Here is a 14,308-nt window from a genome sequence, read left to right on the forward strand (position 1 = left end):
CCCGAAGCCGCCCCAGACGCTACTCGCCGTGCTCGTGCACGTCGTTCGTCGCCGCGATCCTCTTCCACGACCTCGGCTGAACGGTAGCCTCCGCGGTCCTCGCGATCGACGCACCCCGCGCCGCGGGCGCCCCCGGCTTCGACGGCTGGAACAGCCACGTGTCGAACAGCGCGGCCAGCGGCTGCCCCGACACCTCCTCGGCGTACCGCTGGAAGTCGGCGACCGACGCGTTGCCGTACGCGTACTTCTGCGGCCAGCCCTTCAGCACCGCGAAGAACGCCTCGTCCCCGATCTCGTTGCGCAGGGCCTGGAGGGTCAGCGCGCCCCGGTCGTAGACGGCGATGTCGAACTGGTTCTCCGGACCGGGGTCACCGGGCCTGACCGTCCAGAACGCGTCGTCGGCCGGGTGCGAGGCGTACACGTAGTCGGCGAGTTCCTGCGCGGTCCCCTCACCCTCGTGCTCGGACCACAGCCACTGCGCGTACCGTGCGAAGCCCTCGTTGATCCAGATGTCCTTCCAGCCGCGCACGGACACCAGGTCGCCGTACCACTGGTGGGCCAGCTCATGGACGACCACGGAGGTGTTGGAGCCGTTCGCGAACTGGCGCGGACTGTAGAAGGGCCGGGTCTGGGTCTCCAGGGCGTACCCGGTGGCCGTGTTCGGCACATAGCCGCCGAGCGCGCCGAAGGGGTACGGCCCGAAGTACCCGCTCAGCCAGTCGGCGATCTCCCCGGTCCGCTCGACACTCGCCCGTACGGCACCGGAGTTGGCACCGAGGTCCTTGCTGTACGCGTTGACGACCGGAATGCCGCTGTCGGTCGTGCCGGTGGTGATGTCGAAGCGGCCGACGGCGAGGGTCGCGAGGTAGGTGGCCTGCGGCTTGTCGGAGCGCCAGCTCCAGCGGGTCCAGCCGAGGCGTGAACTCGTCGACTGGAGCGTGCCGTTGGAGATGGCCTGGCTGCCGTCCGGCACCAGCACCGACACGTCGTAGGTGGCCTTGTCGAGCGGGTGGTCGTTGCTCGGGAACCACCACCAGGCCGCCTCGGGCTCGTTCGCCCCGACCCCGCCGTCCGGGGTGCGGTGCCAGCTCGTGAAGCCGTACGCCTGCTTCGACGACGGAACCCCGCGGTAGCGGACCACCACGGTGACGGAAGTGCCCTTGGGCAGCGGGGACTTCGGGGTGATCTCCAGCTCGTGCTCGCCCGAGGTGGTGAAGGACGCCTTCGCGCCGTTGACCCGCACCTCGCTCACGTCGAGGAGGAAGTCCAGGTCGAAGCGGGACAGGTCCTGGGTGGTGCGGGCCAGGAGGGTGGCGGTGCCCTCCAGTTCGTCGGTGGCGGGCTGGTACTTCAGCCGCAGGTCGTAGTGGGAGACGTCGTATCCGCCGTTGCCGTAGTCCGGGTAGTAGGGATCGCCGATGCCCGGAGCGCCGGGGGGGGAAGCCCGCCGCCGACGCCGGGATCGCCAGCATCAGGGAGGCCGCCGCGAGTGCGCCCGGTGCGATGAGTCTGCGGTGCACGAAAGCTCCAAGTCGTAGGGGCACGAAGTCTGTTCGCAGCCTATTCACCACCTGTGAGCTGGATGTGTCCACGAACACCCCTGTCACACGAACGCCATTCGGCCGTCACGGACCCAAGGGGCCCTCTTTTGTGCGGGAGTTGACCGCAGTACCGTCCGCGCATGCCGATACGCACGCGCTTCACGACCTGGAGACCGCTCGCGACCGCCGCCGCGGCCACCGCCGCCCTGCTGGCGACCTTCCTCGCCCCCGCGACCGCGCAGGCACTGGACGGGACGGGCCCGCGGGAGAGCCGGCCGGTCTATTCGTACGAGAACGCCGTCCGCGAGGCCGTCTGGGTGGACACCCGTCTCGACGGCGACGGGGACGGCAGGACCGACCGCGTCGCCGTCGACATCGTCCGGCCCCGCGAAGCAGCCCGGAAGGGCCGCAAGGTGCCGGTCATCATGGACGCCAGCCCCTACTACTCCTGCTGCGGGCGCGGCAACGAGAGCCAGTTGAAGACGTACGACGCGGACGGCCACGTCGTGCAGATGCCGCTGTTCTACGACAACTACTTCGTGCCCCGCGGCTACGCCTTCGTCGGCGTCGACCTCGCCGGGACCAACCGCTCCGACGGCTGTGTGGACGTCGGCGGCCGTTCCGACATCCAGTCCGCCAAGGCGGTCGTCGACTGGCTGAACGGCCGGGGCACCGCCTACACGAGCCGCACGGGCACCGTGAAGGCCAAGGCCGGCTGGACCAACGGCAGAACCGGCATGATCGGCAAGAGCTGGGACGGCACCATCGCCAACGGCGTCGCCGCGACCGGCGTCGAGGGCCTGAGGACCATCGTCCCGATCAGCGCCATCTCCACCTGGTACGACTACTACTTCTCCCAGGGCGCCCCGCTCTACGACTCCGGCCCCGACTGGCTCTCGAACTACGTCGACAGCCCCGACGCCCGCGCCAGGTGCGCCGCCGTGCAGCGCAAGCTCGTCGACCAGGCGCCCCGCACCGGCGACCGGACCCCGCTGTGGACCGAGCGCGACTACGTGAAGGACGCCCGCAAGGTCAGGGCCAGCGTCTTCCTCGTCCACGGCATGCAGGACCTCAACGTCCGCCTCCAGCACGTCGGCCCGTGGTGGGACGCCCTCGCGAAGAACGGCGTCCAGCGCAAGATCTGGCTCTCCCAGACCGGGCACGTCGACCCCTTCGACTTCCGGCGGGCGGAATGGGTCGACACCCTGCACCGCTGGTTCGACCACGAACTCCTCGGCTACGACAACGGCATCGACCGCGAGCCCATGGCCGACATCGAACGCCGGCCCGACCAGTGGGTCACCTCGAAGTCGTGGCCGCCGCGGGGCACTTCGGCCACCACTCTGCGTCCCGCGAAGGGCGCCTCGCCGGGCGTCGGCACCCTCGGCCTCACCAGGGCCAAGGGCACCGAGACCTTCACCGACGACCCCGCCCTCAGCGAGACCGACTGGGCCGCCCGGATCGACACCCCGACCCCCGACAAGGCGGGCTTCACCACCGGCACCCTCACCAGGGACCTCCGTCTGTCCGGCGCCTCCAAGGTGACCGTCACCGCGACGCCGACCACCTCGACGGCCCATCTCTCCGCCGTCCTCGTGGACCTCGGCCCCGACACCATCCGGGACTACGCGGCGAGCGGGGAAGGCATCACCACCCTCACCGACCGCACCTGCTGGGGCCTGAGCACCACCGGTGACAGCGCCTGCTTCAAGGAGACGCGGGCGAAGACCACCGCCGTCGACCACACGGTGGTCAGCCGCGGCTGGGCCGACCTCGGCACCTACGCGGACGCCGGGAAGGGCGTCCCGCTCACCCCCGGCAAGGCCTACACCATCACCCTGGACCTGGGCGCCACGGACCACGTCGTCCCTGCGGGCCACCGTCTCGCCCTGATCGTCGCGGGCACCGACAAGGACCTCATCGACCCGCCGTCCACCCGGCCCACCCTCACGCTCGACCTGTCCCGCACCTCGGCCCGTGTCCCGCTGGTCGGCGGCGCCTCCGCCTTCGCGCACGCGACGAAGGGCGCCGACAGGGCCGTACCGCAGGAGGCGGGAGCCCGCGACGGTGTCCGGGCCCCGCGCACCGCCCACCGTGTCCCGGAGGGAGGACGATGATCCGAGCCGTCACCGCGAGCGTGGCGGCGCTCGCCGCGTCCCTGATCGCGGCACCGGCCGAAGCCGCCGAGGCCCCGCCCCGCACCGGCTTCGAGCAGTCGGCGGGCGCCCGCTGGACGAGCGAGGCCGAGGAGCTGGACTTCCTCACCCGGGTCGACCGAGCGAGCGGCCGGGTCTCCCTCGACCGCATCGGCACCACGGAACAGGGCCGCCCCCTCCACCTCGTCCGGATCGGCGCACGCCACGCACCCACCAGGGTGCTGCTCGTGTGCAGCCAGCACGGCGACGAGCCGTCCGGCCGCGAGGCCTGTCTGACCAAGGTCCGCGACCTGGCGTACGCGAAGGACTCCCGTACCCGGCGCTTCCTCGACCGCACCACCGTCCTGGTCGTGCCCACCGCCAACCCGGACGGCCGGGCCGCCGACACCCGCGGCAACAGCGACGGCGTCGACATCAACCGCGACCACCTCGCCCTGGCCACCGCCGAGGCACGCGCCCTGGCGAGGGTCGTACGGGACCGGCAGCCGGACGTGATCTACGACCTGCACGAGTACTCCGCCACCCCCCGCTACTACGACAAGGACCTCTTCGACCTCTGGCCCCGCAACCTCAACACCGACGAGGCCGTCCACGACGAGGCCGAGACCCTGTCCCGGGCGTACGTACGACCGGCCGCCGAAGACGCCGGGTACACGACCGGCACGTACGGCATCTGGACCGACCCGGTCACCGGGGAACCCGTCCGGCAGGTCGCCGGTGACGGCCAGGAACGCATCCTGCGCAACATGTCCGGGATCAAGCACGCGGTCGGCCTGCTGATCGAGAGCCGGGTCGAACCGCTCGCCGCCACCGACGAGGCGGGCAACAACCGGCGCCGCGTGCACTCGCAACTGGCCGCCCTCAAAGGCCTGTTCGGGTTCGCCGAGGAGCGCCGCGGCCAGATCGAGAAGGCCACCGGCACGGCCCGCCACCAGCCCTCGACGGGCCGCGTCTTCCTCGGCGGCGCCGACAACGACCCGCCCGAGCCGGCCGAGGTGATCCAGGACCCGCCCTGCGGCTACCGGCTCACCGACGCCCAGTACAGGGAGGTGAAGGACGAACTCGCCCTGCACGGAGTGCGGACGAAAGGCGCGTATGTTCCCCTGGCGCAGCCTCTGCGCGCCCTCGTCCCGCTGCTCCTCGACGCCCGCGCCCCGTACCACCTGACGGCCGGGGAGCCCGACACCGGCTGCTGAATCGGTCGAGATCTGCGGCACCTGTGGTAGGTCCTGGGGAACTGTGTGAAAACCGGGGTATCCACCGCTCCAGGGGAAGGTGCCGCAGATGACCGAAGATCTGAAGAAGAGAGGCGGCCGGGGATTTCCCGCGGGCATTCTCGGCCACGAGACCGACCGGGTGGTGTTCGGTGTCACCGCCGTCATCACCCTGGCCTTCGTGATCTGGGGCTGGGCGGCGACGGACTCCCTGGAGGACGTCTCCACCACCATGCTGAACGGGCTGATCCACAACGGCGGCTGGGCCTTCATGCTGGCCGCCTCGTGCTTCGTGGTGTTCGCCCTGTGGCTCGCGATGAGCCGCTACGGCCGCATCCACCTCGGCTCCGAGGGCGAGGAGCCCGAGTTCAGGACGGTGTCCTGGGTCGCGATGATGTTCAGCGCCGGCATGGGCATCGGCCTGATGTTCTACGGCGTCAGCGAACCCCTCTCGCACTACGCGACCCCGCCCCCCGGCACCGACCCCGCCAACTCCGGTGAACGCATGGAGACGGCGATGGCCACCACCCTCTTCCACTGGACGCTGCACCCCTGGGCGATCTACGCGGTGGTCGGGCTCGGCATCGCCTACAGCACCTTCCGCAAGCGCCGGCGCCAGACCATCAGCGCCGTGTTCACCCCGCTCATCGGGGAGAAGCACGCGAACGGTGCCGTCGGCCGGGTGATCGACATCCTCGCGATCATCGCCACCGTCTTCGGCTCCGCGGCCTCCCTCGGCCTCGGCGCCCTCCAGATCGGCTCCGGCTTCCAGGAACTGGACTGGATGGACGACGTCAGCACCGGCCTCCTTGTCGCGATCATCGCCGTGCTCACCCTGGCCTTCGTGCTCTCGGCCGTCTCCGGCATCGAGCGGGGCATCCAGTGGCTGTCCAACACCAACATGGTGCTCGCCCTGATCCTCGCCGTGTTCGTGTTCGTCGCGGGGCCCACGATCATCGTCCTCGACCTGCTGCCCACCTCGATCTTCTCCTACCTCGGCGACCTGCCCCAGCTCGCCGGCCGCACCGAGGCCAGCGGCGGCAAGGGCGTCGCGGACTGGCTCGGCAGCTGGACCGTCTTCTACTGGGCCTGGTGGATCTCCTGGACGCCCTTCGTCGGCATGTTCATCGCCCGCATCAGCCGCGGCCGCACCATCCGCCAGTTCGTCGGCGGCGTCATCCTCGTGCCCAGCACCGTCAGCCTCGTCTGGTTCGCGATCTTCGGCGGTACGGCCATGAAGCTGAAGGAGGGCGACGCGCTCGGCGGCGAGGACACCCCCGAAGGGCAACTCTTCGGCGTCCTCCAGGAGTTCCCCGTCGCCACCGTGACCAGCCTGCTCGTGATGATCCTGGTCGGCATCTTCTTCGTCTCCGGCGCCGACGCCGCGTCCATCGTGATGGGCACGCTCTCCCAGAAGGGCGCCCTCGAACCGGGCCGGTTCGTCGTCGTGTTCTGGGGTGTGGTCACCGGAGCGGTCGCCGCGATCATGCTGCTCGTCGGCAGCGGCCAGGGCGACGCGCTCACCGGCCTGCAGAACCTCACGATCCTGGCCGCCGCGCCCTTCGTCCTCGTGATGATCGGCATGTGCGTCGCCCTCATGCGCGACCTGCGCCGGGACCCGGTGATCGTGCGCGGCGAGATGGGCTCCGAGGCCGTCGAACTGGCCGTGATCGAGGGCCACCGGAAGTACGACGGCGACTTCGGGATCCAGATCGGTCCGGGCCCCGGCACCGAGACGGAGGGCGACCCGCTGGGCCACGACCACGGCTGATCCCGGTGTGGCCGGAGGAGGCGAGCCCGTCCGCCTCCTCCGCGCGCCGCGGTCACACCCGCTCCGACCGGTCCCCCTTCGACCACGCGTACGCCGCGGCGCCGGGCCGCGCCACCAACTCCCCCCGGCCGTCCGGCGGTTCCGCCGCCCCGCGGCGGCGGAATGAGGCATGTCGCGCTCAGAACGGCCCAAAGCCGGGAATACTCACACCATGTCTGCCGCATACGCGACCTTCGGCCTGGCACCGGCGATGCGTGCCGGTGGAGTTCTCGCCAACGGTGACGTCCAGGTGCACCGGGACTTCGTCGACTTCATCGTCGACGGCCGCCCGCTCCTCTTCCAGCTCTCCGACCTCGACGCCGTCTCCCCCCTCGCCTCCGACGTCCCGCCCGCCATCTTCACCGCCCAGGTCCGCAGCCTGCTGGGCGAGACGGACGCCCCGCTTCCGAGCGGTCGGCATGTCATCTACGGCTGCCCCGAGTGCGCGGACCTCGCCTGCGGTGCCGTCACCGCCGTCATCGAGCGGGACGGCGACGACTTCATCTGGCGGGACTTCGCCTGGCAGACCGCCGAGGCCGTGGATCTCCGGCTCAACGGCTACCACGGCATCGGGCCGTTCCGTTTCCGGGGCGCCGAGTACCGGGCGGCGCTCGCCTCCCTCCTCCGGGACGCCGGCGAGGCCGAGGGTGCGCGCCGCCGCGTCCTGCTCATCGGCGCCCGTGTCGCCGTCCTCGCCAAACTGGCCGCCGCCCTGCGCACCATCGGCATCGGCGCCGACATCACCCGCGAGGTGGGCGACGTCCCCGCCGACGAACTGCGCGGCTACGGCGCCGTCGCCTTCGGCCGCGCGGTCACCGAGGACGAACGAGCCGCCGTACGCCGCTCGTTCGCACGCGCCGGCGTCGAGGTGGCGTACGTCGACGGTCTCGCCCCGATCGTCCCGCTGCTCGTGGCTCAGATAGAACACGCCCTGGACCGCAGCCCCGTCGAACAGCGCCGGCTGACCCGGCTGGTGGCCGCCGACGGCGAGGCGGGCGTCGAGGTCACCTCGCCCTGCCGGGTCCGGCTGACGGCGTACCGCCTGGACCGGCTGTACCGCACCCACGCCCAGGAGGTCTTCGACGGCGTCCTGGAGGCGGGCCGGCACCGGATCGCCCTGGACGCCAAGGCGGTCAAGGGGGAGTCGTTCGTGGTGGCGCGGACGTCGACAAGTGTGCTGGTGGAGGCGATGGCCCACTGAGAAGCGGGGAGCGTGCGGTCTCGGTCGGCCATTAGGATCGACGGTCTGATGACTGCCACCCTCGTCGCCAAGGACCTCGCCGCCGGCCACGGCGACCGCTCCCTGTTCAGCGGGCTCGACCTCGTGGTCGCGCCCGGAGATGTGATCGGCCTGGTCGGGGCCAACGGCGCGGGCAAGTCCACGCTGCTCAGGATGCTCGCGGGCCTGCTCACCCCCGAGGAGGGGGAGCTCCGGCTCTCCCCGCCGACGGCCACCGTCGGGCACCTGCCCCAGGAGCCGGAGCGGCGCCCGGGGGAGTCCGTGCGCGCGTTCCTCGCCCGCCGTACCGGGGTCGCCGAGGCCCAGCGGGTGATGGACGAGGCGACCCAGGCCCTGGTCGACGGGGCCCCCGGCGCCGACGACGCGTACGCCACCAGCCTGGAGCGCTGGCTGAACCTCGGCGGCGCCGACCTCGACGAACGGGCCGAGGAGGTCGCCGACTCCCTCGGCCTCGCGGTCGACCTGGACCAGCCCATGACCTCCCTCTCGGGAGGCCAGGCGGCCCGGGCCGGTCTCGCCTCCCTCCTGCTCTCCCGCTACGACGTCTTCCTCCTCGACGAGCCCACCAACGACCTCGACCTGGACGGCCTGGAGCGCCTGGAGCGGTTCGTGAAGGGCCTGCGCGCCGGCACGGTGGTGGTCAGCCACGACCGCGAGTTCCTCACCCGCACGGTCACCAAGGTCCTCGAACTCGACCTGGCCCAGCAGCGGATCACCCTCTACGGCGGCGGCTACGAGGCCTACCTGGAGGAGCGCGAGGTCGCCCGCAGGCACGCCCGGGACGACTACGAGGAGTACGCCGACAAGCGGGCCGCCCTCCAGGACCGCGCGCAGATGCAGCGCTCCTGGATGGACAAGGGCGTGAAGAACGCCCGCCGCAAGGCGAGCAACGACAACGACAAGATCGGCCGCAAGTTCCGCAGCGAGGCCAGCGAGAAGCAGGCCGCGAAGGCCCGCCAGACCCAGCGCATGATCGAACGCCTCGACGTCGTCGAGGAGCCGCGCAAGGAGTGGGAACTGCGCATGGAGATCGCCTCGGCCCCCCGCTCGGGCGCGGTCGTCGCGACACTGCGGGACGCCGAGGTGCGCCACGGCGACTTCGTGCTCGGCCCGGTGTCCCTCCAGATCGACTGGGCGGACCGGGTGGCGGTCACCGGCGCGAACGGCGCCGGCAAGTCCACCCTGCTCGGCGCCCTGCTGGGCCGGGTCCCGCTGACCTCCGGCCAGGCGTCCCTCGGCTCCGGCGTCCTGATCGGCGAGGTCGACCAGGCCCGCGAGCTGTTCCACGGCGAGGAGTCCCTGCTGGACGCCTTCTGCGCGGCGGTTCCCGACACCGAACCGGTGGAGGTCCGCACCCTGCTCGCCAAGTTCGGCCTGAAGTCCGACCACGTCACCCGCTCGGCGGCGACGCTGTCACCGGGGGAGCGGACGCGGGCGGCGCTGGCCCTTCTCCAGGGCAGGGGCGTCAACCTCCTGGTCCTGGACGAGCCGACGAACCACCTCGACCTGCCGGCCATCGAGCAGCTGGAATCAGCGCTGGACGCCTACGAGGGCACCCTCCTCCTGGTCACGCATGATCGCCGGATGCTGGACGCGGTCAGGGTGACCAGGAGGCTGGAGGTCTCATCGGGCAAGGTGACTGAGACTCCCTAGGGGCGCGGGGAACTGCGCGACCAGCCCCGACGGACCCGCGCAGTCCCCCACCACCGCTACCGCCCCTTCTTCGGGGAATCCAACAGCCCGGCCTTCCGCAGAGCATCCGCCATCGCACTGTTGGCAGGCGCGGCCGCCGACCGCTGTTGCTGCTGACGCGGTTGCTGCCGCTGCTGAGGCGGCCGCCCGCCCCGCTGGGGCTGACGCCGTTCCCCACCGGAGGACTTGGCCTGCGCCTCGTCGTCCAGCCGCAGCGTCAGCGAGATCCGCTTGCGCGGGATGTCGACCTCCAGAACCTTCACCTTGACGATGTCACCCGGCTTGACGACATCCCGCGGATCCTTGACGAACGTCTTCGACAGCGCGGAGACATGCGCCAGACCGTCCTGGTGGACGCCGACGTCGATGAACGCCCCGAAGGCCGCCACGTTGGTCACGACACCCTCCAGCACCATCCCGGCGACCAGGTCGGAGATCTTCTCGACGCCCTCCTTGAAGGTGGCCGTCCTGAAGGCGGGCCGAGGGTCGCGCCCCGGCTTCTCCAGCTCCTTGAGGATGTCGGTCACGGTGGGCAGACCGAACGTCTCGTCGACGAAGTCCTGCGGCCTCAGCGACCGCAGCACACCGGTGTTGCCGATGAGGGAGGCGACCTCCTGCCCCGCGGTCTTCACCATCCGCCGCACCACCGGGTACGCCTCGGGGTGCACGCTGGAGGAGTCCAGCGGGTCGTCGCCGCCCCGGATCCGCAGGAAGCCCGCGCACTGCTCGTACGCCTTGGGCCCCAGTCGCGCCACCTTCTTCAGCTCGGTGCGGGACTTGAACGGGCCGTTCGCGTCGCGGTGCGCCACGATGTTCTCGGCGAGCCCGGACGTGATTCCGGAGACCCGGGCGAGCAGGGGAGCGGACGCCGTGTTGACGTCGACCCCGACGCCGTTCACACAGTCCTCGACCACCGCGTCCAGCGAACGCGACAGCTTCACCTCGGACAGGTCGTGCTGGTACTGGCCGACGCCGATCGACTTCGGGTCGATCTTCACCAGCTCGGCCAGCGGGTCCTGGAGCCGGCGCGCGATGGAGACCGCTCCGCGCAGCGAGACGTCCATGTCGGGCAGCTCCTGCGAGGCGAACGCGGACGCCGAGTACACCGACGCGCCGGCCTCGGAGACCATCACCTTGGTGAGCTTGAGCTCCGGGTGCCTGCTGATCAGATCACCGGCGAGCTTGTCGGTCTCACGGGAGGCCGTGCCGTTGCCGATCGCGATCAGCTCGACCGCGTGCTCCTCGGCCAGCCGGGCCAGCTTCGCGATCGCCTCGTCCCACCGGTTGGCCGGGACGTGCGGGTGGATGACGTCGGTGGCGACGACCTTGCCGGTCGCGTCGACCACGGCGACCTTCACGCCGGTACGGAAGCCGGGGTCCAGGCCGAGCGTCGCGCGGGTGCCCGCGGGGGCGGCGAGGAGCAGGTCGCGGAGGTTGGCCGCGAACACGTTGACCGCCTCGTCCTCGGCGGCCGTCCGCAGGCGCAGCCGGAGGTCGATGCCGAGGTGCACCAGGATGCGGGTCCGCCAGGCCCAGCGGACGGTGTCCGCCAGCCACTTGTCACCGGGCCGGCCGCGGTCGGCGATCCCGAACCGGTGGGCCACGATCCCCTCGTAGGACGAGGGTCCCTCGGTGGGCTCCTCCGGCTCCAGGACGAGGTCGAGGACCTCCTCCTTCTCGCCCCGCAGCATCGCGAGGATCCGGTGCGAGGGAAGGTCGGTGAAGGGCTCCGAGAAGTCGAAGTAGTCGGCGAACTTGGCGCCCGCCTCCTCCTTGCCCTCCCGCACCTTCGCGGCCAGCCGCCCGCGCACCCACATGCGCTCGCGGAGCTCGCCGATCAGGTCGGCGTCCTCCGAGAACCGCTCGGTCAGGATGGCCCGGGCACCGTCCAGCGCGGCCTGCGCGTCGGGTACGCCCTTGTCGGCGTCGACGAACGCGGCGGCCGCGGCGAGCGGTGCGACACCCGGGTCCCCTAGCAGGCCCTCGGCGAGCGGCTCCAGGCCCGCCTCGCGCGCGATCTGCGCCTTGGTGCGCCGCTTCGGCTTGAACGGCAGGTAGATGTCCTCTAGGCGCGCCTTGGTCTCCGCGCCCAGGATGCGCGCCTGGAGCTCCTCGGTGAGCTTGCCCTGCTCGCGCACCGAGTCGAGGATCGCGGTGCGCCGCTCCTCCAGCTCCCGCAGGTAGCGCAACCGCTCCTCGAGCGTGCGCAACTGCGCGTCGTCGAGCATCTCGGTCGCTTCCTTGCGGTAGCGGGCGATGAAGGGAACCGTGGAACCGCCGTCGAGCAGTTCCACGGCAGCCTTGACCTGCCGCTCCCGTACGCCGAGTTCCTCGGCGATCCTGCCTTCGATCGACTTTGCGCTGCTGGACCCGCTGGACCCGGGTGTCGTCACGATCCGGTACCGCCTTCTCACTGAGGTTGCGCGGCAATTGTGGCAGGCGGCACCGACAGTGGGGGATCAGGGCGCGGTCATCGGGCCGCGGTCGTCAGGCCCGGCGGCTCCGCGTGGAGCCGGACGCGCCGCCGAAGAGCCGGGCCAGTGCCCGGAAGGGCAGGGTGACCACGGTGGCGATGGCGCCACCGATCTGGCGCAGGACGTCTGCGATAGCGCGGAACATGTGCATCCCCTTTCCTCTCCCGGCCACGGCGACCGGGACAGGACGGGTACCTCCAAGACGACCGGGCAATCTTCGGGGCCGGAAGTCAGCGCTTGCCGATCAGGTCCGCGGGATAGGCACCCGCGGCCACCGCGGCCCGTGCGAAGCCCACCGCGAGCTCCGTCAGCCGCCGGACGCCCTCGGCCCCGAGGTGTTCGTACGGGGCCCGGTCCAGCCGGTCCGTCTCCGCCTCGATCTCCTCCCGCAGGGCGGCGCCCCGCTCGGTCAGTTCCCCGTCGGCGTCCAGCAGCCCGCGCGCGCGGAGCCGTCCGCGGGCCGCGTCCCACTCCTCCCGGGTCCAGCCGCGCGTGGTGAACACCCAGGACGGCGTCATGCCCCGGCCCGTCGCGGTGTGGGTCACCAGAGCCTCGAGACCGTCCAGTTCGGCGGACATCAGGGCGGCGAGATGGCCGTCGCCGCGGTGCTCGCGCAGCAGCGTCGCGGCGTGCCAGAACGCCAGATGGGGCTCGCCGGGAACCGGCAGGTCGGCGTGTGCCGAGTACAGCGGGCGCGCGGCGCGCGAACAGGCCTCCGCGGCCCGCAGCGCGAGCCGCGCCGCCTCGGCCATCCCGTCCGACGCCACCGTGTCGTCCCCGAGCAGCCGGCGCAGGGTCGCGTCGACGGCACGCGCGCGTGCCGCGAGGACCTGTTCGGGCGTGGCGGTCCGCCACACGGCCGGCACGTGCTCGGCCACCAGCTCGTACTTGTAGTTGTAGAACGCGGCCGTCACGGCCCCCGGGCCGACCGGACCCAGTGCGGCGGCCCGCACCGCGAAGTTGACGGCCCGCGGGTGCGTGACGCCGATCGCGGCCAGCTCCTCGCCCAGCTCGGGGGAGAAGTAGTGCGCGGAGTGCAGCGAGTTGAGCGGGTTGTGACAGCGGCGGCCGGCGCGCGGTTCCAGGACGGCAGTAGTCATGCCGAGCAGGTTACCGACCGCTTGGTATCCCGTCGTGGGGTGTGCCGGGCATGGCAGGAAAGGTGGGGAACTCGTCATTGCCGCCATCGCGGCACCGGCCAAGAATCGGGGACATGGCCCAGCGAACCGTTCTCTTCGTCCTCTTCGACAGCGTCCAGAGCCTCGACGTCACCGGCCCGCTGGAGGTCTTCGCCGGCGCCGAGCAGCTCGTACCGGGCACCTACCGCCTCCGTACCGCCTCGCTGGACGGCGCTCCCGTACGCACCTCCAGCAGCCTGACCGTCGTACCGGACGAAGCCCTCTCCCAGGCCGGCGCCCCGCACACCCTCCTGGTGCCCGGCGGCCAGGGCACCCGGCGCCCCGACGCGCTCCTCACCGACTGGCTGCGTGTGCACGGGCCCCGGGCCGAACGCCTGGTCTCGGTGTGCACCGGCGCCATCCGGCTCGCCGAGGCGGGGCTCCTGGACGGCCGGCGGGTGACCACGCACTGGGCCTACTGCGACAAGCTCGCCCGTGACCACCCGGCCGTCGAGGTGGACCCCGCCCCGATCTACGTGCGCGACGGACAGGTGTCGACGTCCGCCGGCGTCACCTCGGGCATCGACCTCGCCCTCGCCCTGGTCGAGGAGGACCTGGGCCGGGACGCCGCCCTGGCCATCGCCCGCCATCTCGTCGTCTTCCTGCGCCGGCCCGGCAACCAGGCCCAGTTCAGCGCCCAGCTCGCCGCCCAGACCGCGCAGCGCGAGCCGCTGCGCGAGGTCCAGCAGTGGATCACCGAGCACCCGGCCGGCGACCTGAGCGTCGAGACCCTCGCCGCGCGCGCCCGCCTCTCGCCCCGCCACTTCGCCCGCGCCTTCCAGGCCGAGACCGGCATGACCCCGGGCCGGTACGTCGACCGGGTCCGCCTCGAACACGCCCGCCGCCTCCTGGAGGACACCTCCGACGGCATCGAGGAGATCTCCCGCGCCAGCGGCTACGGCACCGCCGAGGGCATGCGCCGCGCCTTCGTCAAGGCGCTCGGCACGGCCCCCTCCGAGTACCGCCGCCGCTTCCACCCGACCCCGCCCACTGAAACACATCT

The 14,308-nt window shown here is 71.7% G+C and carries 9 protein-coding genes and 1 pseudogene; 6 read left to right on the forward strand and 4 right to left on the reverse strand.

Annotated features, from left to right (window positions below; translation table 11 throughout):
• Positions 1–19: 19 nt before the first annotated feature.
• A pseudogene (locus AOJ26_RS17145) lies at positions 20–1,520 on the reverse strand (M1 family metallopeptidase).
• Positions 1,521–1,681: 161 nt separating this feature from the next.
• On the opposite strand from AOJ26_RS17145, the gene AOJ26_RS17150 reads away from it, so the two are divergent.
• The 5 genes from AOJ26_RS17150 (at position 1,682) to abc-f (ending at position 9,614) form a co-directional block, all read left to right on the forward strand.
• A complete protein-coding gene (locus tag AOJ26_RS17150) occupies positions 1,682–3,658 on the forward strand; it encodes a Xaa-Pro dipeptidyl-peptidase (RefSeq protein WP_053849173.1) in 1,977 nt (658 codons plus the stop codon).
• Positions 3,655–4,893, forward strand: a complete 1,239-nt coding sequence (locus tag AOJ26_RS17155) for a M14 family metallopeptidase (RefSeq protein WP_053849174.1) — start codon at positions 3,655–3,657, stop codon at positions 4,891–4,893. The genes AOJ26_RS17150 and AOJ26_RS17155 overlap by 4 nt, the downstream gene beginning before the upstream one ends.
• 88 nt (positions 4,894–4,981) lie before the next feature.
• Positions 4,982–6,682, forward strand: a complete 1,701-nt coding sequence (locus tag AOJ26_RS17160; RefSeq protein WP_053849175.1) for a BCCT family transporter — start codon at positions 4,982–4,984, stop codon at positions 6,680–6,682.
• 211 nt (positions 6,683–6,893) lie between these two features.
• Complete coding sequence (locus AOJ26_RS17165) at positions 6,894–7,922, forward strand: hypothetical protein (protein ID WP_053849176.1); 1,029 nt, start codon at positions 6,894–6,896, stop codon at positions 7,920–7,922.
• Positions 7,923–7,970: 48 nt separating this feature from the next.
• On the forward strand, positions 7,971–9,614 hold the full coding sequence (gene abc-f / locus AOJ26_RS17170) for a ribosomal protection-like ABC-F family protein (protein WP_053849177.1): 1,644 nt from the start codon (positions 7,971–7,973) through the stop codon (positions 9,612–9,614).
• 56 nt (positions 9,615–9,670) lie between these two features.
• Here the strand turns inward: abc-f and AOJ26_RS17175 are convergent, their stop codons facing one another.
• The 3 genes from AOJ26_RS17175 to AOJ26_RS17180 form a co-directional block, all read right to left on the reverse strand.
• Complete coding sequence (locus AOJ26_RS17175) at positions 9,671–12,046, reverse strand: Tex family protein (RefSeq protein ID WP_053849178.1); 2,376 nt, start codon at positions 12,044–12,046, stop codon at positions 9,671–9,673.
• 94 nt (positions 12,047–12,140) lie between these two features.
• Positions 12,141–12,272 (reverse strand): LPFR motif small protein, encoded by a 132-nt coding sequence (locus tag AOJ26_RS44915; RefSeq protein WP_252100555.1) that lies wholly within the window; start codon positions 12,270–12,272, stop codon positions 12,141–12,143.
• Positions 12,273–12,357: 85 nt separating this feature from the next.
• Positions 12,358–13,227 carry an SCO6745 family protein gene (locus AOJ26_RS17180; protein WP_053849179.1) on the reverse strand — a complete coding sequence of 290 codons (870 nt, stop codon included), beginning with the start codon at positions 13,225–13,227 and terminating at the stop codon, positions 12,358–12,360.
• A 113-nt stretch (positions 13,228–13,340) separates the two neighbouring features.
• On the opposite strand from AOJ26_RS17180, the gene AOJ26_RS17185 reads away from it, so the two are divergent.
• Positions 13,341–14,308, forward strand: a 968-nt coding sequence (locus AOJ26_RS17185) for a GlxA family transcriptional regulator (protein ID WP_053849180.1), incomplete at its 3' end; no start/stop codon positions are given.

This window comes from Streptomyces sp. NRRL B-24085 (genome assembly GCF_001282115.1).
In the GTDB taxonomy this organism is placed as follows: domain Bacteria; phylum Actinomycetota; class Actinomycetes; order Streptomycetales; family Streptomycetaceae; genus Streptomyces.